Genomic DNA, 22,784 nt, shown 5'->3' with positions numbered 1-22,784 from the left:
TCGATCACGGCTCAGGACCCCGCGTTGACGTTGGCGTAGACGACGGCGGCGACCGCCAGGATCAGGGAACCGGCCAGCAGTGCGCCGAGGTAGGTCTGCACGTTGCCGGTCTGGGCACGGCGGACGGCCGTGCCGAGCCAGCGTGCGCCGGTGGCGGAGCCGCGTACGTAGGTCTCCACGACCTCGCGGTCCAGGAAGCGGACGAGGCGTGCCGCGGCCTGGACGGGGCGGACGAACAGCGCCGCGTACAGGGCGTCGAGGTGGAAGCCGGTGGCCGCGTGGCGGTGGAGCGGGCCGAGCAGCAGGCGTCCGGGGTCGGCGAGGTCGGGGGCGTCACCGGCCGGTCCGTAGGCGGCGGTGCGGGCCTCGATGGCCTCGATCTCCACGAGGGCCGGTTCCGCGTCCGGGTGGGCGACGACCGAGCCCATGGGGACGCGGGCGGCGAGCGCGGTGGTGTGGCGCCAGGCCCCGTAGGTGACGAGGCCGCCGACGAGGCCGACGCCGGTGGACAGGACGGCGGTGGTCAGCGAGGGGACGAGGCGGTGGCCGTCGAACCAGTCGCCGATGACGCCGACGCTCAGCCCGAGGGCGATGGTCGGGACGGCCAGGACCCACAGGACGGCGGTCATGGCGGCGGGCTGCCTGCCGTGGTCGGGGGCCTCGGCGCCCCGGCCCCGGAAGGCGAGGAGCCAGAGCCGGGTGGCGTAGGCGGCGGTGAGCACGGCGGCCAGCAGCCCGGCGACGAGGATCGTCCAGCCGGCGGCGGCCGGGGCGACGTGCCGGTCGCCGAGCGCGGTGTGCTCGGCGGCGACGAGGACGGCTTCCTTGGAGAAGAAGCCGGCGAACGGAGGGATCGCGGCGAGCGCGAGCAGCGCCACGGTCATCGTCCAGTAGGCGTCCGGGATGCGGCGGGCGAGGCCGCTCATCCGGGACATGGCGGCCAGTGAGTTGGTGCCGGCGGCGTGGATGACGACGCCGGCCGCGAGGAAGAGGACCGCCTTGAAGGCACCGTGCGAGACGAGGTGGAAGACGGCGGCCCCCCGGTCGCCGACGGCCAGGGCGCCCGACATGTAGCCGAGCTGCCCGATGGTCGAGTAGGCGAGGACGCGCTTGATGTCGTCCTGGGCGAGCGCGGCGAGCCCGGACCCGATCATCGTGACGGCCGCCATCACGGCAAGGACGACCAGGGCCGCGCCGGAGGCCGCGAAGACGGGGAGGAGGCGGGCGACGAAGTAGATGCCGGCGGCGACCATCGTCGCCGCGTGGATCAGCGCCGACACGGGGGTGGGGCCCGCCATGGCGTCGGGCAGCCAGGTGTGCAGCGGGAACTGCGCGGACTTGCCCGCGACTCCGGCCAGGAGGAGGAGCGCGATGAGGGTGGGGTGGTCGAGGCCGCCGTGGGCGACGGCGCCCAGGATGCGGGTGATGCGGAAGGAGCCGGTGTCGGCGGCGAGCGCGAACAGGCCGATGAGGAAGGGGACGTCGCCCAGCTTGGTGACCAGGAACGCCTTCAGGGACGCGGCGCGCGCCTCGGGCGTCTCCCAGTAGTGGCCGACCAGGAAGTACGAGCAGATGCCCATGACCTCCCAGCCGACCAGCAGCACCATCAGGTCGCCGGAGTAGACGACGAGCAGCATCGCGGAGGTGAAGAGGGAGACCAGCGCCGCGTACGAGGGGTAGCGGGGGTCGTCGCGGAGATACGCGGTCGAGTAGATCTGCACGCAGCTCGCGACCAGGGCGACCAGCACGGCGACGAGGACGGCGAAGCCGTCGAGGTGGAGCGCGAGGTCGATGGGGACGGAGCCGGTGGGGGTGAGCTGGGTCGCCGCGTCGATGGCCCGGCCGCCGCCCTGGCGCGAGGCGACCACGGCCGCGAGGACGAGCGAGACGAGGGAGGGCAGGACGGCGAGCGGGCGCACGTACGCGGGCGCCGTGCGGCCGATGAGCAGTCCGGCCGCCGCGCCCAGGAACGGGAGGAGGGGGACGAGGACGGCGAGGGTCGTGGTGGTCACGGGGTGGCCTCTGCCTTCTTTGCCTTCCCTGCCGCAGCAGTGGCCTGGTCTTCGGGGTCGGTGACGGCGTCGTCCTCGTCGTCACCGGCCGGGACGGTCTCGGCCTCGTCGGTCTCGGCGGTGTCGCGGAGGCGGTCGACGTCGGAGCTGCCCCTGTTGCGGTAGACGGCGAGGACGATCGCCAGGCCGATGCCGATCTCCGCCGCCGCGATGGCGATGGTGAACAGGGTGAGGGCCTGGCCGGAGTGGAGGCGGTCGCGGAGCCAGACGTCGAACGCGACCAGGTTGAGGTTGACGGCGTTGAGCATCAGCTCGACGGACATCAGGACCAGGATCGCGTTGCGGCGGGCGAGGACTCCGTACAGCCCGGTGCAGAAGAGGAGGGCGGCGAGCACCGCGGGATAGGCGAGGTGCATCAGCGGGCGTCCTTCCGGGGCGGGGTGGCGTCGGCCCGGTCCGGGGCCCGGCCGCCCTTGCGGGAGAGGACGATCGCGCCGACCAGGGCGGCGAGCAGGAGGACGGAGAGCGCTTCGAAGGGGAGCACCCAGTTCCGGAAGAGGAAGGCGCCGGTGACCTCGGTGGAGCCCTGGGCGGGCCCGTCCAGCTCGATCCACGTCGTGCGGAAGGCGTCCACGACGACCCAGACCAGGGCGGCCGCCGAGGCGACGGCGACCGCGAGGGCGGGCAGGCGGTTCTCCGAGTCGGCGTCCGGGGAGCGGCCGATCGGGGCCCTGGTCAGCATCAGCCCGAACAGGAGGAGGACGACGACGGATCCCACGTAGATCAGTACCTGCACCCAGGCGATGAACTCCGCCGTGAGCAGGAGGTATTCGACGGCGAGGCCGCCGAGCGCCACGATCAGCCAGAGGGCGGCGTGCACCAGCTGCCGGGTCGTGACGGTCACCAGGGCCGCGCCGAGCGTCGCGATGCCCACGAGGACGAAGGCGATCTCGACGCCGGACGGGGAGAGGAAGCCGGGGGCCGCCGGGGCGGCCGCGAGGGCGGTGGCGCCGGGGGCGCCGAGGGCGGTGATCACGCCTGACCCCCCTGTGCCGTGTTGTCCTGCGCCGTGCCGTCCTGCGCCGTGCCGTCCTGTGCCGTGTCGTCCTGCGCCGTGTTGTCCTGCGCCGTGTTGTCCTGCGCCTGCCGCGCCGCTTCCGCCTCTTGCTGGGCGCGGAGTTTGTCGGCCGTCTTGCGGGCCGCGGCGAGTTCCTTCGGTTCCTCGGCGCGTGGGTCGAGGGCGGGCGGTTCCGGGACCGTCCACATCCAGTCGCGCAGCTTGTCGCGCTCATGGGTGAGGTCCAGGATGTCCGTCTCCGCGTACTCGAACTCGGGCGACCAGAACAGTGCGTCGAACGGGCACACCTCGATGCAGATGCCGCAGTACATGCAGAGCGAGAAGTCGATCGCGAAGCGGTCGAGCACGTTGCGGCTGCGTTCGCGGCCGCCCGGGGCCGCGGCGGGCACCGTCTCCTTGTGGGAGTCGATGTAGATGCACCAGTCGGGGCACTCGCGGGCGCACAGCATGCAGACCGTGCAGTTCTCCTCGAACAGCGCGATGACGCCGCGCGAGCGGGGCGGCAGTTCGGGCTGCACGTCCGGGTACTGGGCGGTGACGGTCTTCTTCGTCATCGTCCGCAGGGTGACGGCGAGGCCCTTGGCCAGACCTGAGCCGGGGATCGGGGGCACTAGTTGATCGCCACCTTCACGATGCCGGTGAGCGCGATCTGCGCGAGAGCGAGCGGGATGAGGGTCGTCCAGGCGAGCTTCTGCAGCTGGTCCTCGCGCAGGCGCGGGTAGCTCACACGCAGCCAGATCACGACGAAGGCGAGGATGCCGGTCTTCAGCAGGGTCCACACCCAGCCGAGTCCGTCGGCGCCCAGCGGGCCGTGCCAGCCGCCGAGGAACAGCACGGTGGTCAGCCCGCACAGCACGACGATGCCCGCGTACTCGGCGAGCAGGAACAGCGCGAAGCGGAGGCCGGTGTACTCGGTGTACGCGCCGAAGATGATCTCCGAGTCGGCGACCGGCATGTCGAACGGGGGGCGCTGGAGTTCGGCGAGGCCGGCCACGAAGAAGACCAGGGCGCCGGTGATCTGCCAGGGCAGCCACCACCACTCGAACGCGTCCAGGATGCCGGGCAGCGAGACCGTGCCCGCCGCCATCGCCACCGATGCGGCGGCGAGCAGCATCGGCAGCTCGTACGCGAGGAGTTGCGCGGCGGTGCGGAGACCGCCGAGCAGGGAGAACTTGTTGGCCGACGCCCAGCCGGCCATCAGCGAGCCGAGTACGCCCACGCCCATCACCGCGAGCACGAAGAAGATGCCCGCGTCGATGACCTGGCCGACCGCGCCCTCGCCCGGGCCGACCGGAATCGCGACCAGCACGAGCAGGTACGGGAGGAGGGCCACGGCCGGCGCCAGGCGGAAGACCTTGCGGTCGGCGCCTGCGGGGACGATGTCCTCCTTCTGCGCGAACTTCACGCCGTCGGCGACGAGCTGGGCCCAGCCGTGGAAGCCGCCCGCGTACATGGGGCCCAGGCGGCCCTGCATGTGGGCCATGACCTTGTGCTCGGTCTGGCCGACGACGAGGGGGAGGACCATGAAGACGGCGAAGACGATGACGATGCGGAGGGCGACGTCCAGGGCGTCGTTCACTCTTGATCGCCTCCGTTGTCGGGGGTGGGGTTGCCGGGCCGGGCCGGGGGCTGGTTCTCGGGCGCGTCGCGCCACGGGGCGTCCGCCGCAGGACGTGCCGCCGGCGCCTGCTGGCTCGCCGAGCCCTGCGACGCGCTGCGGCTGCGGCGCGGGCGGGGTTCGGCCGGGGCTCCCGGGGTCGCGTCGCCCGCCGTACGGGCACGCCGTGCCGGGCGCGCCGGGGCCGGGGGGAGCTGGCCCTTCAGGGGGCCCCAGTCGTTCGGGTCCGGGACGCCGGGCGGCAGCATCGTGCGGCGCTTCGGACCGCCGTGGTCCGACTCGCCCGGTTCCTTCGCGCCCGGCCATGCCTTCGCCACGCGGGCGGCCAGCACGAAGTCCTTGCGGAGGGGGTGGCCCTCGAAGTTCTCGGGGAGGAGGAGGGGGACCAGGTTCGGGTGGCCCTCGAAGACGACGCCGAACATCTCGTGCGTCTCGCGTTCGTGCCAGGCGGCTCCCGCGTACACCCCGATGGCCGTCGGCAGCGCCGGGGCCTCGTGCGGCACCGTCGTACGGACGAGAAGGCGGCGGACCCCGGAGCCCGGCAGGGCGGCCACATGCGCGCACACCCGGAAGCCCGTGCCCGGTTCGTCCACCGCGCTCAGCCAGTCGAAGTACGTGCAGCCGAGGGCGGAGCGGGCCGTTTCCAGGGCGCTGATCCACCCGGTGGGCGGGACGTCGACCGTCAGCAGGTCGTACGCCCGCTCGGCGGTGGCGTCCTCGCCGAAGACCTCGGTGACGGCGTCCGGAAGGCGGTCGAAGGCGGCGGTCACTTGTCCTCCCCCGCGGCCGGAGGCGGAGTCACCAGGCCGCTGCGCAGCGCCTCCGTCGGCGGGCGGGCACCCGCGGCCTCCGCGTAACGCTCCCCCAGCGACTCGCGCGCGATCTTCTCCTGGAGCTTCAGGATGCCCTGGAGCAGCGCCTCGGGCCGGGGCGGGCAGCCGGGGACGTAGACGTCGACGGGGATGATCTGGTCGACGCCCTTGGTGACGGAGTACGAGTCCCAGTACGGGCCGCCGCAGTTGGAGCAGGCGCCGAAGGAGATGACGTACTTGGGCTCGGGCATCTGCTCGTACAGGCGCTTGACCGCCGGGGCCATCTTGTCCGTCACCGTGCCGGAGACGATCATGAGGTCGGCCTGACGCGGGCCCGGCGCGAAGGGGATGACGCCGAGCCGGATGAAGTCGTGGCGCGCCATGGAGGCGGCGATGAATTCGATGGCGCAGCAGGCGAGTCCGAAGTTGAAGACCCAGAGGCTGTAGCGGCGCCCCCAGTTGAGGACCACCTTCATCGGTTCCGGCGCGAGCCTGGACAGGACGCCCAGGCGCTTCGGTTCCGGGAGGAACGTGGGTACGGCGGCGGGTTCGTCCCCCGCCCCGGCCGACGACGGGCTCGTCACGTCCATTCGAGGACGCCCTTCTTCCATGCGTAGAGCAGTCCCACGGCCAGGAAACCGAGGAAGATGAACATTTCCACCAGCGTGGTCGCGCCGTAGCCCGGCGCCGCGAAGACCGTCGCCCAGGGGAACAGGAAGATCGAGTCGACGGCGAAGATCACGTACAGGAAGGCGTACACGTAGTAGCGGACCTGGGTGTGTGCCCAGCCCTCCCCCACCGGGTCCACGCCGCACTCGTACGTGAGCAGCTTCTCCGGCGTCGGGACCACCGGCCGCAGCAGCCGGCCCGCGCCGAAGGCGACGGCGACGAACAGGACGCCCACCAGGGCGAGGAGTCCGACCACCGAGTAGCTGTGGAAGTAGTCCGACGACGCGAGCACCGTCCGCGCCGGTGTCGATGCCGCACCGGGAAGACCCGTCACGTCCGCCCCTCGCTCCCTAGCGTCGTCCACGATCTGTACGCACGGGAGTCTAGGCCCTGTAAAGGACGGGTAAGCAGTTGCGTCGGGCAACGGACGGGGAACGAGGGCGGCACGGGTGGGGCACGTGTGGGGCGCGGGTGGGGATATCCCTACTTCGCCTCACCCACGAGCCCCATGGCATCCGCCTTCCGCGCCCGGCAGGCTGGTCGTATGACCATGAGCCCCCAGGTGCCCGCCCACGACGGGCCGCCTCCCGTCCGCTTCGCCTTCGGCCGGTGGACGTGGCAGGAGGTCGCGCACCTCCTCGCCAACCTGCCGATGGCGATCATCGGATTTGTTTACACAGTGTTGATGATCTCGATCGGTGTGGGCCTCGCGGTCACCGTCGTCGGTCTGCCGCTGCTGGCCGCCGGGCTCCAGGGGTCCCGGCTGATCGGCCGTGCCGAGCGCGCCCGCGCCCGCAAGCTGCTGGGGGTCGTGGTCGACGAGCCGAGTCCGCCGGCCCGGGGCCGCGAGGACGACGGGTTCTTCGCGTGGCTGTGGACCTGCCTGCGCGACCCGGTCGCCTGGCGGGCGGCGCTGTACTCGTTCGTCCGGCTCCCGTGGGGCATCCTCACCTTCGTCGTGACGCTCGTCTGCCTCGTCGTGTGGCCGGCGCTCCCCTATACGGCGCGGCTGATGGCCAACGCGGACCGGGCCATGGTGCGCGGGCTGCTCTCCCCCTCCGACGACCTGGAGCGCCGCATCGCGGAGCTGGAGTCCGACCGCGGTGTCGTCGTGGACACCGCCGCCGCGGACCTCCGCCGCATCGAGCGCGACCTGCACGACGGCGCCCAGGCCCGCCTCGTCGCCCTCGCCATGGACCTGGGCCTCGCCAAGGAGAAGCTGACGGACGACCCGGAGGCCGCGGCGCGCATGGTCGACGAGGCGCACGGCGAGGTGAAGGTCGCCCTCCAGGAGCTGCGCGACCTCGCCCGCGGCATCCACCCCGCCGTCCTCACCGACCGCGGCCTGGACGCGGCGCTCTCCGCGATCGCCTCGCGCTGCACGGTGCCCGTCTCCGTACGGGTGGATCTCCCGGGGCGCCCGGCGCAGGCCATCGAGGGCATCGCGTACTTCACGGTCTCCGAACTCCTCCAGAACGTCAGCAAGCACAGCGGGGCCCGTACGGCGTCCGTCGACGTGTGGCGCTCCGGCGACCGGCTGTTCATCCAGGTCGGCGACGACGGGCGGGGCGGGGCCTCGATGGACGGCGGTACGGGCATGGCGGGGCTGGCCGAGCGGCTGGACGCCGTGGACGGGGTCTTCGTACTCGAATCGCCGGCCGGGGGGCCGACGACCGTCACGGCGGAGCTGCCGTGGCGGGACCGGGGCGCCGAGAAGAGCGCGACGGGGACGCGCCGCGCGTAAAGGGGTAGGGAAAACCCCCGCTCCGAGACGGATACCGCCCTCATGGTGCGGCAGCGCCCGGACCAGCAGTCTTGAAGTACAGCCAGCACGCACATTCACGGACGCGGAAGAAACGGACGGAACCCCATGGCCACGGCATACGGACCGGACACACGGGACCCTCAGCGGGCGGGAAGCGGCCCCGGGAACCGTCCCTCGCGGCGGCACGTCCTGCCGCCGGTGCTGCGGGCGCCCCTGGAGGGCAGGACCTGGCGCGAGTTCTGCTATCTGCTGCTGAGCCTGCCGATCAGCATCGTGCTCTTCACCTTCGCGATCACCATGGTCTCGCTGGGTGCGGGGCTCCTCGTCACCTTCCTCGGCATTCCGGTGCTGGCGGCGGGCCTGGTGATGTGCCGGGGCTTCGGGGCGCTGGAGCGGACCCGGGCGCGGGCGCTGCTGCGGCTGGACGTGGCCGATCCGGCGCCGGTGCGCGGCCGGAAGAGCGGGCTGATGTCCTGGGTCGGCGCGGTCCTGAAGAGCGGGGTGTCCTGGCGGCACCTGCTGTACGCGCTGCTGCACTTCCCGTGGGCGGTCTTCGCGTTCTGCGTCGCGCTGACGCTCCAGGCGTGGGGCTGGGCGGCGCTCACCTACCCGCTGTGGCACTGGTTCGTGCCCTCGCACACGGGCGTCTCGGGCATCCAGCTGTACGGGGACACCCAGCACGAGGTCTACCTCGACTCGGGCGTCGATCTCGCGTTGACCGCCGGGCTCGGCCTGGGCGTCGTCATCCTCACCCCCTGGGTGATCCGGGGTCTGGCGACCGTCGACCGGCTGATGGTGGCGGGGCTGCTGAGCCCGTCCCGGCTGGCGGAGCGCGTCACGGAGCTGGAGTCCGACCGCGGTGTCGTCGTGGACACCGCCGCCGCGGATCTCCGCCGCATCGAGCGCGACCTGCACGACGGCGCCCAGGCCCGCCTCGTCGCCCTCGCCATGGACCTGGGCCTCGCCAAGGAGAAGCTGACGGACGATCCGGAGGCCGCGGCGCGCATGGTCGACGAGGCGCACGGCGAGGTGAAGGTCGCCCTCCAGGAGCTGCGCGACCTCGCCCGCGGCATCCACCCCGCCGTCCTCACCGACCGCGGCCTGGACGCGGCCCTCTCCGCCGTCGCCTCGCGCTGCACCGTGCCGGTGAGCGTGGAGGTGGACCTCCCGTCCCGGCCCGCGCAGGCCATCGAGGGCATCGCGTACTTCACGGTCTCCGAACTCCTCCAGAACGTCAGCAAGCACTCGGGGGCCACCCGCGCCTCGGTCGACGTGTGGCGCACGGAGGACCGCCTGCTGCTCCAGGTGACCGACGACGGGCGCGGCGGCGCCGACCCGGCGTCGGGCAGCGGGCTCGCCGGGCTGACCGAGCGGCTGGACGCCGTCGACGGGGTCCTGGTGGTCGAATCGCCGGTGGGCGGTCCCACGAAGGTCACCGCCGAGCTGCCCTGGCGCGGCTGACGGCGGATCCACGGCACGGCACCTCGGAGGTCAACCCCGCGCACGCTCGCGACGTCCCTGCCGTTACTGGGATGCTGGACGGCACAAGGGTCGTACCGGCAAGCGAGCAGCGGGGGAAACAGCGTCGTGGTGGAGGACAGGGTGCGCGTGGTCATCGCCGAGGATTCGGTACTGCTCCGGGAAGGACTGACCCGGTTGCTGACCGATCTCGGGCATGACGTCGTCGCGGGCGTCGGGGACGCGGAGGCGCTGATCAAGACGATCGGCGACCTCGCCGGGCAGGACGCGCTGCCGGACGTGGTGGTCGCGGATGTGCGGATGCCCCCGACCCACACCGACGAGGGCGTCCGGGCGGCGGTGCGGCTGCGCCGGGACTATCCGGGGATCGGGGTGCTGGTCCTGTCGCAGTACGTGGAGGAGCAGTACGCCACCGAGCTGCTGGCCGGGTCCAGCCGGGGTGTCGGGTATCTGCTGAAGGACCGGGTCGCCGAGGTCCGGGAGTTCGTGGACGCGGTGGTCCGGGTGGCGCAGGGCGGTACGGCGCTGGACCCGGAGGTGGTGGCGCAGCTGCTGGGCCGCAGCCGGAAGCAGGACGTGCTGGCCGGGCTGACGCCGCGTGAGCGCGAGGTGCTGGGCCTGATGGCGGAGGGGCGTACGAACTCAGCGGTGGCCAAGCAGCTGGTGGTGAGCGACGGGGCGGTCGAGAAGCACGTCAGCAACATCTTCCAGAAGCTGGGCCTGGCCCCGAGCGAGGGCGACCACCGCCGGGTGCTGGCGGTACTGACGTATCTGAACTCCTGACGCATCCGGGCTCCCGACGCTCCCGGGCTCCTGGCGCTTCCGGCGCCCCTGGCGCTTCCGGGTCCCGGGCGCGGCGCGCCCGGCCCGGGCGCGTGCCCGGGGGATCCGGGCGGCTGATGGATCATGACCGGCAACGCCCGGAAACGTCTCGGCATCCCCCCTACGCCAACGTGCCGAAATACGTCTCAAATTGCCGTCCACCATGTGATCTGCCGGAGGAAGGCGCCCCTTACGGACGTAGGGTGGGCGGGGGACCTCCGGCGGGCCGGACGGTTCCGAGCCGCCGTGCCGAGGGAGGTCCAGTAAGTGACCAGCCAGGTCAGTAGCCCAGCCGAGCAGGCCGACGAGGCCAGCGAGGCACTCGTAGGGGGACAGCGTGCCCCCCAGTCCGCAGCCGCGGGAAGCGGCGAGAAGGAAGTCCGCCGTCTGGACCGGGTGATCATCCGCTTCGCGGGTGACTCGGGCGACGGCATGCAGCTCACGGGTGACCGGTTCACCTCGGAGACGGCGTCCTTCGGGAACGACCTCTCCACGCTGCCGAACTTCCCCGCCGAGATCCGCGCTCCCGCCGGCACTCTGCCGGGGGTCTCGTCGTTCCAGCTGCACTTCGCCGACCACGACATCCTGACGCCGGGCGACGCGCCGAACGTGCTGGTCGCGATGAACCCGGCGGCGCTGAAGGCGAACATCGCGGACGTGCCGCGCGGGGCCGAGATCATCGTGAACACCGATGAGTTCACCAAGCGGCCGATGGCGAAGGTGGGGTACGCGACCAACCCGCTGGAGGACGGCTCGCTGGAGGCGTACAACGTCCATCCGGTGCCGCTGACCACGCTCACGATCGAGGCGCTGAAGGAGTTCGGGCTCTCCCGCAAGGAGGCCGAGCGCTCGAAGAACATGTTCGCGCTCGGGCTGCTGTCCTGGATGTACCACCGGCCGACCGAGGGAACCGAGGCGTTCCTGCGGGCGAAGTTCGCCAAGAAGCCGCAGATCGCCGAGGCGAACGTGGCCGCGTTCCGGGCCGGGTGGAACTTCGGCGAGACGACGGAGGACTTCGCCGTCAGCTACGAGGTGGCACCGGCCTCGCAGGCGTTCCCCACCGGCACGTACAGAAACATCTCGGGGAACCTCGCCCTGTCCTACGGTCTGATCGCCGCGGGCCGCCAGGCCGACCTGCCGGTCTACCTCGGCTCGTACCCGATCACCCCGGCCTCGGACATCCTGCACGAGCTCAGCAAGCACAAGAACTTCGGCGTGCGCACCTTCCAGGCCGAGGACGAGATCGCGGGCATCGGTGCCGCGCTGGGCGCCGCGTTCGGCGGTTCGCTCGCCGTGACGACGACCTCCGGGCCCGGCGTGGCGCTGAAGTCGGAGACCATCGGGCTCGCCGTCTCGCTCGAACTGCCGCTGCTCATCGTGGACATCCAGCGCGGCGGCCCGTCGACCGGGCTGCCCACCAAGACCGAGCAGGCGGACCTGCTCCAGGCGATGTACGGGCGCAACGGCGAGGCCCCGGTACCGATCGTGGCCCCGCGCACCCCGGCCGACTGCTTCGACGCGGCGCTGGACGCGGCCCGGATCGCCCTGACCTACCGCACCCCGGTCTTCCTGCTCTCCGACGGCTACCTGGCCAACGGATCCGAGCCCTGGCGCATCCCGGAGCTCGACCAGCTGCCCGACCTGCGCGTCCGGTTCGCGGGCGGCCCGAACCACGAACTGGCCGACGGCACCGAGGTGTTCTGGCCGTACAAGCGCGACCCGCAGACGCTGGCGCGCCCGTGGGCGGTCCCCGGCACCCCCGGTCTCGAACACCGCATCGGCGGCATCGAGAAGCAGGACGGCACCGGCAACATCTCCTACGACCCCGCCAACCACGACTTCATGGTCCGCACCCGCCAGGCCAAGGTGGACGGCATCGAGGTCCCGGACGTGGAGGTGGACGACCCCGCCGAGGCGCGGACCCTCGTGCTCGGCTGGGGCTCGACGTACGGCCCGATCACCGCGGCCGTGCGCCGGCTGCGCGCCTCGGGACACTCCATCGCCCAGGCCCACCTGCGCCACATCAACCCGTTCCCGCGGAATCTGGGCGAGGTCCTGAAGCGTTACGACAAGGTGGTCGTCCCCGAGATGAACCTCGGTCAGCTGGCCACGCTCATCCGCGCCAAGTACCTGGTGGACGCGCACAGTTACAACCAGGTCAACGGCATGCCGTTCAAGGCCGAGCAGCTCGCGGCAGCTCTTGAGGAGGCCATCGATGCCTGAGGTGAACGAACTGCTCCAGCTGGTGCCCAAGGCCGAGGCGAAGCAGTCCATGAAGGACTTCAAGTCGGACCAGGAGGTGCGCTGGTGCCCCGGCTGCGGTGACTACGCGGTCCTCGCCGCCGTGCAGGGCTTCATGCCCGACCTCGGTCTGGCGAAGGAGAACATCGTCTTCATCTCCGGCATCGGCTGCTCCTCGCGCTTCCCGTACTACATGAACACCTACGGGATGCACTCGATCCACGGCCGCGCCCCGTCCATCGCGACCGGTCTGGCCACCTCGCGGCGCGACCTGTCCGTCTGGGTCGTCACCGGGGACGGCGACGCGCTGTCCATCGGCGGCAACCACCTCATCCACGCGCTGCGCCGCAACGTGAACCTGAAGATCCTGCTGTTCAACAACCGGATCTACGGGCTGACCAAGGGGCAGTACTCCCCCACCTCCGAGCTGGGCAAGATCACCAAGTCGACGCCGATGGGCTCGCTGGACGCCCCGTTCAACCCGGTGTCGCTGGCGATCGGCGCGGAGGCGTCGTTCGTCGCCCGGACCGTCGACTCCGACCGCAAGCACCTCACGAGCGTGCTGCGGGCCGCCGCCGACCACCCGGGCACGGCGCTGGTGGAGATCTACCAGAACTGCAACATCTTCAACGACGGCGCGTTCGAGGTCCTGAAGGACAAGGACCAGGCGCAGGAGGCGGTGATCCGCCTGGAGCACGGGCAGCCGATCGTCTTCGGCGCGGAAGGCTCGAAGGGCGTCGTACGGGACCCGCTGACCGGTGACCTCCAGGTCGTCGCCGTCACCGAGGAGAACAAGTCGCGGATCCTCGTCCACGACGCGCACGCGCCGAGCCCGACGACCGCCTTCGCGCTGTCCCGGCTCGCCGACGCGGACACCCTGCACCACACCCCGATCGGAGTGCTGCGCAGCGTGGAGCGCCCGGTGTACGACACGACGATGGCCGAGCAGCTGGACACGGCCGTCGAGCGGCACGGCAAGGGCGACCTGGCCGCCCTGCTCGCCGGGAACGACAACTGGACGGTCGTCGGCTGACCCCTTGGGCCGGAGCGCGCCGGACCTGCCCCTCGCGGGGCGGGACCGGCGCGCTTTTTCATGCCCCGACCAGCACGCTTTCTTTTAGTTAGCGCATTCCGTAGGATGGTGTAAGAAGAGAGAGATCGAACGAGGAGAGACCCATGAGCATCGTCGTCACCGGAGCCACCGGAGCACTCGGCCGGCTCGTCGTGGAGCACCTGCTGACCACCGTCCCCGCCACCGAGGTCGTCGCCGTGGTCCGCGACAAGGAGAAGGCCGCCGGTCTCGCCGCCCGGGGCGTCGAGCTGCGCATAGCCGACTACAGCCGCCCCGAGACCCTGGCGGACGTCTTCCGCCCCGGCGACCGGGCCCTCCTCATCTCCGGCAACGAGATCGGCAGCCGCGTCCCCCAGCACACCGCGGTCATCGACGCGGCCAAGGCGGCGGGCGTCGCCCAGCTCGCGTACACCGGGGTACTCGGCGGGCCCGAGGCCGACTTCACGCTGGCCGACGAGCACCGGGCGACCGAGCAGCTGATCCTGGACTCCGGCCTGCCGTACACCTTCCTGCGCAACGGCTGGTACACGGAGAACCAGACCGAGAACCTGGCCCCGGTCCTCGCGCACGGCGCGGTCGTCGCCAGCGCGGGCGACGGCCGCATCGCCTACGCCTCCCGCGACGACTACGCGGCAGCCGCCGCCGCCGTCCTGACCGGCGAGGGCCACCTGAACCGCGCGTACGAGCTGAGCGGCGACACCGCCCTGTCCTACGCCGACTTCGCGGCCGAGGTCGCGAAGGCCACCGGCAAGGAGATCGCGCACAACGACGTCCCGGCCGCCGTCCACCAGGAGATCCTGACCGGCGCCGGGCTGCCCGAGGGCTTCGCGGCGATCCTGGTCGACGTGGACCAGGCCGTCCGGCGCGGCAAGCTGGCCGGCACCAGCGGCGACCTGGCCCGCCTGATCGGCCGCCCGACCACCCCGGTGTCGGACACCGTCGCCGCCGCGGTCGCCGCGCTCTGAGCCGCACCCCACCCGGTGTCATGACCGTCTGACGATACGGGTATGACACCGGGGACCGGCGGCGCTACCTTCGTGTGGTTGACGGTCGTACGACCACCACCCACAAGGAGGGGCCCGTGGAAGGGACGAATGAGCAGCGGGCCGGACTCCTCTCCGGCTTCGCCGCGTACGGCATGTGGGGCCTCGTCCCGCTGTACTGGCCGCTGCTGAAGCCTGCCGGGGCGGTCGAGATCCTGGCCCACCGCATGGTGTGGTCGCTCGGCGTGGTGGCCGTCCTGCTGCTGGTCCTGCGCCGCTGGTCCTGGATCGGACCGCTGCTGCGGCAGCCGCGCAAGCTGGGGATGCTCGGGATCGCCGCGTCCACGATCACCGTCAACTGGGGCCTGTACATCTGGGCCGTGAACAGCGGCCATGTGGTCGAGGCGTCCCTCGGCTACTTCATCAACCCGCTGGTCACCATCGCCATGGGCGTCCTGCTCCTGGGCGAGCGGCTGCGCCCGGCGCAGTGGGCGGCGGTCGCCACCGGCGTCGTGGCGGTGCTCGTGCTGGCCGTCGGCTACGGGAAGCCGCCGTGGATCTCGCTGATCCTGGCGTTCTCCTTCGCGACGTACGGCCTGGTCAAGAAGAAGGCCGACATGGGCGGCCTGGAATCGCTCACCGTCGAGACCGCCGTGCTCTTCCTGCCCGCCCTCGGCTATCTGATCTGGCTGGGCGCGCAGGGCACCTCGACCCTGACCTCCGAGGGGCCCGGCCACACCGCGCTCCTCGCCTCGACCGGCGTGGTCACGGCGGTGCCGCTGATCCTGTTCGGGGCCGCCGCGATCCGCATCCCGCTCTCGACCATCGGGCTGCTCCAGTACATGACCCCGATCGCCCAGTTCCTGCTGGGCGTCGCCTACTTCCACGAGGAGATGCCGCCGGAGCGGTGGGCCGGGTTCGCCCTGGTGTGGGCGGCGCTGATCGTCCTGACCTGGGACGCGCTGCGGACCGCCCGCCGCAACCGGGCCCAGGCGCAGGCGGCCCGGCTCGCCGCGACGGCGACGGCCGCACGGGCGGGTGCGGAGCGGACCGGGGTATCACCCGGCAAAAGCCCGGACGCCGGGACAGAATGCCGGTCATGACCCTTGAGTGGAAAGTCGTCATCGACGCCGCCGACCCGCACGCGCAGGCCGGCTTCTGGTCCCGGGCCCTCGGCTACGAGATCGAGGACAACAGCCCCCTGATCGAACGGCTCCTGGGGGCCGGGGCCGTACCGGAGGCCCTCACCACCACGGCGCACGGCCGCCGCGCCTGGCTCGACCTGGCCGCTGTGCGGCATCCGGACGACCCGTACGACGAGGTCAGCGGCGCCGGGCACGGCCGCCGGCTGCTCTTCCAGCGCGTCGCCGAGCCGAAGACGGTGAAGAACCGCCTCCACCTCGACCTCCACGCGGGCCCGGAGCGCCGCGAGGCCGAGGTGGCGCGGGTGGTCGCGCTGGGCGCGAAGGTCGAGCGCGAGGTCGAGGAACCGGGGGGCCGGTGGACGGTGCTCACGGACCCCGAGGGCAACGAATTCTGCGTGCAGTAAAGGCGAAAGGGGGTGCCGCGACCCGGCACCCCCTCGGCTTTCAGCCGACGAACGTCACGTCCCAGTGGCTGCCCTCGTCCGCGTAGACGTTGCCGGACGGCGCGGTGTAGAGGGCGGCGCCGTCGCCGCGGGTGCCGGTGTGGGTGAAGTTGGCGGTGATGTGGCTGGTCAGGCAGCTCACCCGCTGGAAGTCCAGCTTGTAGCCGTTGGCGTGGCTGTACGTGCCCGACGCGTGCCCGGTCTCGGTGCCGCCGGTGATGGTGAGCGTGCAGCTGCCCACCGCCTGCTTCAGCGCGACGGCCCCGTTGGCCGTGGTGGCGCGCAGCCCGTCGAACGAGGTGCAGCTGCTGTTGGTGCGGTCCGAGCAGTTGCCGGAGGAGACCCAGCCGATCCCGGCCGCGTTGAACTGGGCGGCGGCCTGGGCGTGCGTCAGGGTGCCGCTGCCGCCGCCGGTGGACCCGGAGCCGGACAGCAGTGCCTCCCAGGTGGCCGGGCCGACGATGCCGTCGACCGGGCTCAGGCCGTTGGACTGCTGGAACGCGCGCACCTTCGCGTCGGTGCCGGAGCCGAAGGCCCCGTCGACCGCGAGCCCGGCACCGTACTTGTTGAGCTGGACCTGAAGGGCCTTGACGGCCGAGCCGTTGCTGCCGTTGCTGACGGTGACGACGAGCTTGGGCCAGGTGGCGGGGCCGACCGCGCCGTCGGCGGACAGGCCGTTGGCGCTCTGGAAGCCGCGGACACTGCTCACCGTGCCGGGGCCGAAGTCGCCGTCGGCGGTGGTGCTGAAGCCGCGCGCGGTCAGCAGGTGCTGCACGGTGGTGACATCGGCGCCCTTGTCCCCGCTGTCGACGACCGGCCAGCCGGCGGCCTGGGCGGCCGGCACCACGAGCAGGGTGGCGAGGAGCGCGGCGAACACCGCGGTGATGACGGACATTGCGCGTCTCATGAACGTTTCTCCTGTGGGATGAGGTGCGGGATGACGGAACTACGCGACGAGCCGGCTCCACGTACGGGCGTCCACGACCCCGTCCGCCGGCAGCGACCGGGTCGACTGGAACCGGACCACGCTCGCCGCGGTCCCGGGCCCGAAGGCGCCGTCGATGTCCGTCGCGATGCCGTGCGCCGCCAGCTGGCACTGCACGGCCTCCACCGCCACGCCGTTGTCGCCCTGCCGGACGGGTGCGGCCAGCTGGTTCCAGGTCTGGAGGCCCGCGACCCCGTCCCAGGTCGCGTTCTCGGCCTTCTGGAAGGCGAGCACCGCGGCCTGGGTCGCGGGTCCGTAGTCGCCGTCCGCCGTGAGCGCGGCGCCGCGCCCGTTCAGCAGGAGCTGGAGCGTGCGGACGCGCTCGCCGGTGCTCCCGGTGGAGAGCACGGGCCAGACGGGCGGGGTCGCGTCGCCGCCGATGCGTGCCGCCACGTCCTGGCGGAGCTGCGGCAGCATCGCGTAGAGGCGGTCGCCGGGGCAGTCGGTGCTGTTGAAGTCGCGGTGGCCGTAGATCTGGTACGCGGGAAGCCCGTACTGACGGCAGATGTGCGTGCACAGCTCCACCAGGCGGGCGTACTGCTCCCCGCGAGGGTCGACCGTCATGTACGTGCCCTCGTTCTCGATGCCGATGGCCACGGTGTTCTGCCCGGTGCAGTGCGCCGACTCCACCTGCCGCGTCCCGCCCTGGAGCGCGGCGAGGCTGCCGTGCCGGCCCTCCGTCACGATCGCGCCCCGGCTGATGGTGAAGTGCTGGCCGGTGTCGATCCACCCCCGCACGTCCATCTGGTCGTTCTGCATGATCCGGGCCAGCGAGAACGCCTGGGCCTGCGAGTAGTCCGTGCTGTTGGGGGTGCCGGTGTGGTGGACGATGATCTTCTGCGGCGGTGTGGCCAGGACCTTCACGGGGCTGCTGGGCTGGCGGGCGCCCCAGGCCGCGCAGTCGGAGATCACGGGGCCGGTCGCGGCGCGCGCCCGCCCCGGCGCGGCGAGCGGCAGCAGGGCGGCGGCGCCCAGCGCGAGTGTTCCGGTGAGTACGGCCCTGCGGCGCGGGTACGGCTGGGGGCGGTCGAGCGCGGTCATACGGGGTCCTTCGGAGTCAGTGGGTGGTGGGCAGGGCAGCGGAGCAGACACTCTTCATGCCGGGTGCGTTGTCGCTGATGTACCGGAGCATCACGTCGCCCGTGTAGGGCCCGACGACTCCGTCCGCGGTGAGGAAGACCGGGTCCCCGTGGGCCGGGTCCACCCCCCAGATGTTGATCAGCTGGAACGTCTTCACGGCGGTCTCCGTGGCAGCCCCCCAGATCCCGTCGACCGTGATGTCGCCCTGCACGTTCGACACGTTGACGGCGGTCTGGACGCACCTGACGGCGGTTCCGGTGTCGCCGTACGCGACGTAACCGGCACTCGTGGACGCCTGAGCCGGTCCGGCGAGGGCGACGGCGGCCAGCGCGGCACCGGTGACGGCGGCGGCGCGGGCGGCCTTGGGCAGCGTGGGCATGGGGTCTCCTGAGGGGTGCGACGACCCGGACGGGGCCGACGCCGACGAACCTAGGAAGACCGGACCCCGTCCCTCCACACTTCCCCGTCCCGCAAGCCCGACGGCCGTCCCGGCAAGGCGGTCCGGGACGGCCGTGGGACGTCGGCACATCCGTGCTGACCTGGGGTTGTGCAGGAGTAAGCGGCTGAGACCCGGGCCCGCCACGTGGGACGCCGGGACGGGGCGGCGCGCCGCCGGAGCGCTCAGGCCGCCCGGCGTCCGGCCGTGCGCAGGCGCATGCTCCGGGCGCCGAGAACGGTCAGCAGGAGCAGCACGACGCCCACGCTCGGGATGAGGACCGGAAACGTGATCGGCGCGTGCCCGCCTGCCACGTTGACCAGGCCCTCGGGGTCGCGCAGGACCTCGAAGCGGTCGCCGGGGCGGGTGGCCGGGCCGCACTCCCCGAGGTTCTGGACCCAGAAGGTGTCGCCCCGCACTTCGAGCCTGCAGTTGTCGTTGTCGGAGCTGGTGTACGTGGCGTGCGGATGGCGCACCTCGATGACCGTGACCGTCGCCCACTCGCCCCGCGACTCCAGGACCGCACTGCGGAACCCGCCCGGGACCCCGACGGCCAGGAGGGCCCCGAGCGCGAGCAACGCCATGAAGCGCGCCATCGAGTGGAGGCCGAGCGCACCCAGGACCACCACGGCGCCGACGCCGACCACCAGGCAGCCGACCTGGCAGTACGCGGGCGCGCTGTGCGCCACCTCGTACGCGACCCCGGCCCCCGCCGCCGCGACCCCCGCGCCGAGCCCGAGCGCCGCCCCCACCACCCGGGGCCACCGAGGCGCCCGAAACACCCCCCGGACCCGCGCGACCACCCCGGCAACCATCCCCGCCCCCGTCACAGACGTCACCCAACTCGCCTACCCGGGAGCGGTGTCCACACACACCGTGACCCCTCGGTGGCTCGTCACACCCGCACCGGCAGGTTCATCCGCGCGAGTTCCGCCGGGTCCACCCGCGCCGTGATCTCCGTGATGCGGTCGTCGGTGACCGTGAAGGTGAGGAGGGACTGCGGGGTGCCCTCCGGGGTCCAGGCGAGAATCGCCGGGAGGCCGTTGGCGGTGGCCGGGTGGCCGTGTGCCGCCGCGGCGGCCACGCGGGCGCGGGTGGCGACCTCCGTGGCGCCGAGGGTGATGAACGTGCCGTCCGGGGTGTGCGCGGTCAGCTTCACGTCGGGGTGCAGGACCTCCAGCAGCCGGTCGAAGTGGCCGTCCCGGGCCGCCGCCAGGAACGCCTGGACCACCTCGCGCTGCCGCCGGTCCACGCTCGTCGGCCGCTCGGCCCCCTGCACCTTCCGCCGCGCCCGGCTCGCCAGCATCTTCGTCGCGTCCGCCGACTTGCCGAGGATCGGGCCCACCTCCGCGAACGGCACCGCGAACACGTCGTGCAGCACGAAGGCGAGGCGTTCGTCCGGCCGCAGCGAGTCCAGCACCGTCAGCAGGGCCAGGCCCACGGAGTCGCCGATCGCCGCCACGTCCTCCGGCGCGGGGGCGTCGTCCAGCGTCACGGTGTACTCCGGCCCGTCGTCGTACGACACCTCCGGCCGCGTCCGGCCCGACCTCAGCACATCGAGGCTGATCCGGCCCACCACCGTCGTCAGCCAGCCGCCCAGGTTGTCGATCGTGCCGGGCTCCTGGCGCGACAGCCGCAGCCAGGCCTCCTGCACCACGTCCTCCGTGGCAGCGGCTCCGTCATAGGGATGACGCACACCAGCGCCGCAAGGTAACCCTACGAAGGAGCTCTCCCCCATCATGGAAAACCGCCTGAAGGACAAGAACGCCGCCAACCCCGACCTGTGGACCGCCGTCCGGCATCTCCACAAGGCCATCGCCGCCGGCGGCGTCGACCCTCAGCTGCTCGCCCTCGTCCATCTGCGCGTCAGCCAGATCAACGGCTGCTCGGCGTGCGTCTACGCCGCCGTGGCCGCCGGGAAGAAGGCCGGCGACACCGACGAGCGACTGCACAACGTCGCGGCCTGGCGCGAGGCACCCTTCTTCACCGACGCCGAGCGCGCGGCCCTCGCCCTCGCCGAGGGCGCCACCCGGCTCCAGGACGACGCCCCCGGCGTCACCGACGAGATCTGGGACGAGGCGAACGCCCACTTCACGGAGGAGGAGATCGGCGCCCTCAACCTGGAGATCGCCATGACCAACTTCTTCAACCGCATCAACCGCACCATCAAGGAGCCCGCCGGCAAGACCTGGGGCTGAAGGCGGGGGCCGGTGCGCTGTGGGCGGCCCCCCGTTCCCGGGGCTGCGCCGCACAGGGCGAACGCACCGGCACTTGACCGAGGCCATACAGGTCGTGATGCTGTGAGCACCCGCGAGAAGCGAGCGGCCTGTGTGAGGGGGACACGTGACCGAGCAACACATGACCACTCTCGATATGTGGGCCCACATAGGCTACTTGGTCGCGATTGTTCTGGCCGTCGTGGCCCTGCTCGCCGGCTGGCCGACCAGCGTGCTGCTCGTGGCGCTGGTCATCCTGATCATCAGCGTCGTGGTGGCAGCGCGCGAAAAGCCCAAGCGGAGGCGCTGAACGCTGTCGGCAGGGCCCGCGCGGAGCGCTCCTCAGCCGATGTCGCGCCGCCCCGGGTGCTCTGCGGCCTGATGCCGCCTGCGCAGCACCCGGGCGCCGCCCACGCGGGCCACCCGCTCGCGGACGCGGCCCTCGCCCACGCGGCGATCGAGGACCGGCTCAACCGGGGCAAGGTCGTCCTCACCGTCCCCCGAAAGCTCCTCCCGCGACGGCAGGTCGAGGAATTCCGTTGCGGTGGAACAGGCGGGTGCGGTGATACTCCGGCATGAGCAGAGACGCCGAGGCCATCGTGCTCGCCCGCGAGGCGGAGGAAGTGATGGACCCACTGACCCGGGACGATCCGGAACGAACCTGGCGAGGCCGCTTCGTCCCGATATCGGGGCAGTGGGGCTACGAGTTCGGATGGGCCCTGGAGTTCGAGAAGATGCGTGCCCGCAAGGGCCTGCTCAGGCACCTGGAGTCGCTGCCGTGGCCGTATCCGCTCACGGTGCAGGTCCTGCTGCGCGACCAGGACGACGACTGCTTCGGGGTGTGGATGTTCCAGGAGGGCCGCCTCGTCGAGGTCACCCTTCCGCGTACCGAGCGCTTCCACCAGCCGGCTCCGCCCACCGAGGACTTCGAACCCGACCCGGGCATGCTGCTGCGCACGGACGGACACGAGGCCCTGCCCCGGCAGACCCCGGAAGCACTCCGCGACACCCGCCCGCCCTGGTAGGGCGGACGCCCCTACCCCACGCCCCCGCCCCGCCACAACTCCGGCGGGGCTCCGGATGACCAGCACCTACGCTTGCCGCATGCCCACCCCACCCGCATATGCCCTCGTCGCCACCGACCTGGACGGCACCCTGCTGCGCGGCGACGACACCGTCAGCCCCCGCACCCGCGCCTCCCTCGCCCTGGCCCGCGCGGCGGGCGCCCGGCACCTCGTCGTCACCGGGCGGCCCGTGCCGGGCGTGCGGGCGCTGCTGGACGGGCTCGGGTACGAGGGGCTGGCCGTCTGCGGGCAGGGGACGCAGGTGTACGACGCCGGGGCCCGGCGCACCGTGCGGGCGGTCACGCTCGACCGGGAGGCGGCAGGGGCCGCACTCGGGAAGATCGAGGCCCAGGTGGGGCAGGTCTTCGCCGCCGTCGACCAGGACGGGGCCGAGGGGCGCACGCTCATCGAGCCCGGCTACCGGCTGCCCCACGCCACGCTGCCCGCGCAGCGCACCCGGCACCGGGACGAGCTGTGGGCCGAGCCCGTGATCAAGGTGCTCATCCGCCACCCCGAGCTGAGCGACGAGGCGCTGACCGCCGAGGCCCGCGCGGTCGTCGGGGACCTCGCCACGGTCACGCACTCCGGGCCGGGGACCGTCGAGCTCCAGCCGTACGGCATCGACAAAGGCGCCGGGATCACGCTCGCCGCCGAGGAACTGGGCGTGGACCCGCGCACCGCCATCGCCTTCGGCGACATGCCCAACGACCTGCCGATGTTCCGCAGCTGCGGCTACGGCGTCGCCATGGGCAACGCCCACCCGGAGCTGCGCGCGGCGGCCGACGAGGTGACCCTGTCCAACGAGGAGGACGGGATAGCGGTCGTCCTGGAGCGCGTCTTCGGCTGAGGCCCAGGAAGGCCCCA

The 22,784-nt window shown here is 72.2% G+C and carries 24 protein-coding genes and 1 pseudogene; 12 read left to right on the top strand and 13 right to left on the bottom strand.

Annotated elements, in window-relative coordinates; genetic code table 11:
• Nucleotides 1-11: 11 nt before the first annotated feature.
• Genes ACZ6C6_RS17015 through ACZ6C6_RS16980 form a run of 8 tightly spaced genes read right to left on the bottom strand, consistent with a single transcriptional unit; the run spans nucleotide 12 to nucleotide 6,523 of the window.
• A complete protein-coding gene (locus ACZ6C6_RS17015) occupies nucleotides 12-2,012 on the bottom strand; it encodes an NADH-quinone oxidoreductase subunit 5 family protein (RefSeq protein ID WP_469203508.1) in 2,001 nt (666 codons plus the stop codon).
• Complete coding sequence (nuoK, locus tag ACZ6C6_RS17010; RefSeq protein WP_469203506.1) at nucleotides 2,009-2,428, bottom strand: NADH-quinone oxidoreductase subunit NuoK; 420 nt, start codon at nucleotides 2,426-2,428, stop codon at nucleotides 2,009-2,011. The genes ACZ6C6_RS17015 and nuoK overlap by 4 nt, the downstream gene beginning before the upstream one ends.
• Complete coding sequence (locus ACZ6C6_RS17005) at nucleotides 2,428-3,048, bottom strand: NADH-quinone oxidoreductase subunit J family protein (RefSeq protein WP_469203504.1); 621 nt, start codon at nucleotides 3,046-3,048, stop codon at nucleotides 2,428-2,430. The genes nuoK and ACZ6C6_RS17005 overlap by 1 nt, the downstream gene beginning before the upstream one ends.
• The gene (locus tag ACZ6C6_RS17000; RefSeq protein WP_469203502.1) at nucleotides 3,045-3,701 is read right to left on the bottom strand and encodes a NuoI/complex I 23 kDa subunit family protein; all 657 of its coding nucleotides are present in this window, start codon (nucleotides 3,699-3,701) and stop codon (nucleotides 3,045-3,047) included. Before ACZ6C6_RS17000 ends, ACZ6C6_RS17005 begins: the two co-directional genes overlap by 4 nt.
• Nucleotides 3,701-4,669 carry a complex I subunit 1/NuoH family protein gene (locus tag ACZ6C6_RS16995; protein WP_469203500.1) on the bottom strand — a complete coding sequence of 323 codons (969 nt, stop codon included), beginning with the start codon at nucleotides 4,667-4,669 and terminating at the stop codon, nucleotides 3,701-3,703. The genes ACZ6C6_RS17000 and ACZ6C6_RS16995 overlap by 1 nt, the downstream gene beginning before the upstream one ends.
• Entirely contained in the window at nucleotides 4,666-5,478 is an 813-nt protein-coding gene (locus ACZ6C6_RS16990; RefSeq protein WP_469203498.1) for an NADH-quinone oxidoreductase subunit C, read from the bottom strand. The genes ACZ6C6_RS16995 and ACZ6C6_RS16990 overlap by 4 nt, the downstream gene beginning before the upstream one ends.
• Nucleotides 5,475-6,110, bottom strand: a complete 636-nt coding sequence (locus ACZ6C6_RS16985; protein ID WP_469203496.1) for an NADH-quinone oxidoreductase subunit B — start codon at nucleotides 6,108-6,110, stop codon at nucleotides 5,475-5,477. The genes ACZ6C6_RS16990 and ACZ6C6_RS16985 overlap by 4 nt, the downstream gene beginning before the upstream one ends.
• Nucleotides 6,101-6,523, bottom strand: a complete 423-nt coding sequence (locus ACZ6C6_RS16980) for an NADH-quinone oxidoreductase subunit A (protein WP_376455720.1) — start codon at nucleotides 6,521-6,523, stop codon at nucleotides 6,101-6,103. Before ACZ6C6_RS16980 ends, ACZ6C6_RS16985 begins: the two co-directional genes overlap by 10 nt.
• Nucleotides 6,524-6,733: 210 nt before the next feature.
• Between ACZ6C6_RS16980 and ACZ6C6_RS16975 the strand changes: the two genes are divergently transcribed.
• From ACZ6C6_RS16975 to ACZ6C6_RS16940, 8 genes are all read left to right on the top strand, one after another.
• On the top strand, nucleotides 6,734-7,933 hold the full coding sequence (locus ACZ6C6_RS16975) for a sensor histidine kinase (protein ID WP_469203493.1): 1,200 nt from the start codon (nucleotides 6,734-6,736) through the stop codon (nucleotides 7,931-7,933).
• A gap of 126 nt (nucleotides 7,934-8,059) precedes the next feature.
• The gene (locus ACZ6C6_RS16970) at nucleotides 8,060-9,415 is read left to right on the top strand and encodes a sensor histidine kinase (protein ID WP_469203491.1); all 1,356 of its coding nucleotides are present in this window, start codon (nucleotides 8,060-8,062) and stop codon (nucleotides 9,413-9,415) included.
• A 141-nt stretch (nucleotides 9,416-9,556) separates the two neighbouring features.
• Nucleotides 9,557-10,216, top strand: coding sequence for a response regulator transcription factor (locus ACZ6C6_RS16965; RefSeq protein WP_026171285.1), 660 nt, complete (start codon nucleotides 9,557-9,559; stop codon nucleotides 10,214-10,216).
• A 306-nt stretch (nucleotides 10,217-10,522) separates the two neighbouring features.
• Entirely contained in the window at nucleotides 10,523-12,478 is a 1,956-nt protein-coding gene (locus ACZ6C6_RS16960; protein ID WP_469203489.1) for a 2-oxoacid:acceptor oxidoreductase subunit alpha, read from the top strand.
• Nucleotides 12,471-13,529: a 2-oxoacid:ferredoxin oxidoreductase subunit beta gene (locus tag ACZ6C6_RS16955; RefSeq protein ID WP_469203487.1), complete on the top strand. Its 1,059-nt coding sequence runs from the start codon at nucleotides 12,471-12,473 to the stop codon at nucleotides 13,527-13,529. Before ACZ6C6_RS16960 ends, ACZ6C6_RS16955 begins: the two co-directional genes overlap by 8 nt.
• A gap of 143 nt (nucleotides 13,530-13,672) precedes the next feature.
• Nucleotides 13,673-14,533 (top strand): SDR family oxidoreductase, encoded by an 861-nt coding sequence (locus tag ACZ6C6_RS16950; protein WP_469203485.1) that lies wholly within the window; start codon nucleotides 13,673-13,675, stop codon nucleotides 14,531-14,533.
• A gap of 116 nt (nucleotides 14,534-14,649) precedes the next feature.
• Nucleotides 14,650-15,654: an EamA family transporter RarD gene (gene rarD / locus ACZ6C6_RS16945; RefSeq protein WP_469203483.1), complete on the top strand. Its 1,005-nt coding sequence runs from the start codon at nucleotides 14,650-14,652 to the stop codon at nucleotides 15,652-15,654.
• Entirely contained in the window at nucleotides 15,642-16,100 is a 459-nt protein-coding gene (locus tag ACZ6C6_RS16940) for a VOC family protein (RefSeq protein WP_469203481.1), read from the top strand. Before rarD ends, ACZ6C6_RS16940 begins: the two co-directional genes overlap by 13 nt.
• A gap of 40 nt (nucleotides 16,101-16,140) precedes the next feature.
• On the opposite strand, the gene ACZ6C6_RS16935 is transcribed toward ACZ6C6_RS16940, so the two are convergent.
• The 5 genes and pseudogenes from ACZ6C6_RS16935 to ACZ6C6_RS16915 form a co-directional block, all read right to left on the bottom strand.
• The gene (locus ACZ6C6_RS16935; protein WP_469203479.1) at nucleotides 16,141-17,046 is read right to left on the bottom strand and encodes a peptidoglycan-binding domain-containing protein; all 906 of its coding nucleotides are present in this window, start codon (nucleotides 17,044-17,046) and stop codon (nucleotides 16,141-16,143) included.
• A 39-nt stretch (nucleotides 17,047-17,085) separates the two neighbouring features.
• Nucleotides 17,086-18,165 (bottom strand): peptidoglycan recognition protein family protein, encoded by a 1,080-nt coding sequence (locus ACZ6C6_RS16930; protein ID WP_469203477.1) that lies wholly within the window; start codon nucleotides 18,163-18,165, stop codon nucleotides 17,086-17,088.
• A 16-nt stretch (nucleotides 18,166-18,181) separates the two neighbouring features.
• Nucleotides 18,182-18,583 carry a peptidoglycan-binding domain-containing protein gene (locus ACZ6C6_RS16925; protein WP_469203475.1) on the bottom strand — a complete coding sequence of 134 codons (402 nt, stop codon included), beginning with the start codon at nucleotides 18,581-18,583 and terminating at the stop codon, nucleotides 18,182-18,184.
• 242 nt (nucleotides 18,584-18,825) lie between these two features.
• Nucleotides 18,826-19,395, bottom strand: coding sequence for a hypothetical protein (locus ACZ6C6_RS16920; RefSeq protein WP_469203473.1), 570 nt, complete (start codon nucleotides 19,393-19,395; stop codon nucleotides 18,826-18,828).
• A 140-nt stretch (nucleotides 19,396-19,535) separates the two neighbouring features.
• Nucleotides 19,536-20,312 (bottom strand): annotated as a pseudogene (locus tag ACZ6C6_RS16915) (sigma factor-like helix-turn-helix DNA-binding protein); the annotation flags it as partial.
• A gap of 67 nt (nucleotides 20,313-20,379) precedes the next feature.
• Here ACZ6C6_RS16915 and ACZ6C6_RS16910 point away from each other — a divergent pair.
• The 4 genes from ACZ6C6_RS16910 to ACZ6C6_RS16895 all read left to right on the top strand — a co-directional run bounded on the left by ACZ6C6_RS16910 (nucleotide 20,380) and on the right by ACZ6C6_RS16895 (nucleotide 22,767).
• Complete coding sequence (locus tag ACZ6C6_RS16910) at nucleotides 20,380-20,838, top strand: carboxymuconolactone decarboxylase family protein (RefSeq protein ID WP_469203471.1); 459 nt, start codon at nucleotides 20,380-20,382, stop codon at nucleotides 20,836-20,838.
• 145 nt (nucleotides 20,839-20,983) lie between these two features.
• Complete coding sequence (locus ACZ6C6_RS16905; RefSeq protein ID WP_469203469.1) at nucleotides 20,984-21,166, top strand: hypothetical protein; 183 nt, start codon at nucleotides 20,984-20,986, stop codon at nucleotides 21,164-21,166.
• Between the two features lie 265 nt (nucleotides 21,167-21,431).
• Entirely contained in the window at nucleotides 21,432-21,881 is a 450-nt protein-coding gene (locus tag ACZ6C6_RS16900) for a hypothetical protein (RefSeq protein ID WP_469203467.1), read from the top strand.
• A gap of 79 nt (nucleotides 21,882-21,960) precedes the next feature.
• Complete coding sequence (locus ACZ6C6_RS16895) at nucleotides 21,961-22,767, top strand: HAD family hydrolase (protein WP_469203465.1); 807 nt, start codon at nucleotides 21,961-21,963, stop codon at nucleotides 22,765-22,767.
• Nucleotides 22,768-22,784 lie beyond the last annotated feature (17 nt).

Source organism: Streptomyces sp. NPDC041814, assembly GCF_055590565.1.
Note: the sequence above shows the minus strand (reverse complement) of the source record. Positions and strands in the feature narration are given on the sequence as shown.

Excerpts from the sequence above, each read along its gene's own strand:
- ACZ6C6_RS16930 (WP_469203477.1), bottom strand. The coding sequence starts at position 18,165 with ATGACCGCGCTCGACCGCCCCCAGCCGTACCCGCGCCGCAGGGCCGTA.
- ACZ6C6_RS16950 (WP_469203485.1), top strand. The coding sequence starts at position 13,673 with ATGAGCATCGTCGTCACCGGAGCCACCGGAGCACTCGGCCGGCTCGTC.
- ACZ6C6_RS16910 (WP_469203471.1), top strand. The coding sequence starts at position 20,380 with ATGGAAAACCGCCTGAAGGACAAGAACGCCGCCAACCCCGACCTGTGG.
- ACZ6C6_RS16925 (WP_469203475.1), bottom strand. The coding sequence starts at position 18,583 with ATGCCCACGCTGCCCAAGGCCGCCCGCGCCGCCGCCGTCACCGGTGCC.
- ACZ6C6_RS16895 (WP_469203465.1), top strand. The coding sequence starts at position 21,961 with ATGCCCACCCCACCCGCATATGCCCTCGTCGCCACCGACCTGGACGGC.
- ACZ6C6_RS16975 (WP_469203493.1), top strand. The coding sequence starts at position 6,734 with ATGACCATGAGCCCCCAGGTGCCCGCCCACGACGGGCCGCCTCCCGTC.
- ACZ6C6_RS16970 (WP_469203491.1), top strand. The coding sequence starts at position 8,060 with ATGGCCACGGCATACGGACCGGACACACGGGACCCTCAGCGGGCGGGA.
- ACZ6C6_RS16940 (WP_469203481.1), top strand. The coding sequence starts at position 15,642 with ATGCCGGTCATGACCCTTGAGTGGAAAGTCGTCATCGACGCCGCCGAC.
- ACZ6C6_RS16985 (WP_469203496.1), bottom strand. The coding sequence starts at position 6,110 with ATGGACGTGACGAGCCCGTCGTCGGCCGGGGCGGGGGACGAACCCGCC.
- ACZ6C6_RS16955 (WP_469203487.1), top strand. The coding sequence starts at position 12,471 with ATGCCTGAGGTGAACGAACTGCTCCAGCTGGTGCCCAAGGCCGAGGCG.
- ACZ6C6_RS16900 (WP_469203467.1), top strand. The coding sequence starts at position 21,432 with ATGAGCAGAGACGCCGAGGCCATCGTGCTCGCCCGCGAGGCGGAGGAA.
- ACZ6C6_RS16935 (WP_469203479.1), bottom strand. The coding sequence starts at position 17,046 with ATGAGACGCGCAATGTCCGTCATCACCGCGGTGTTCGCCGCGCTCCTC.
- nuoK (WP_469203506.1), bottom strand. The coding sequence starts at position 2,428 with ATGCACCTCGCCTATCCCGCGGTGCTCGCCGCCCTCCTCTTCTGCACC.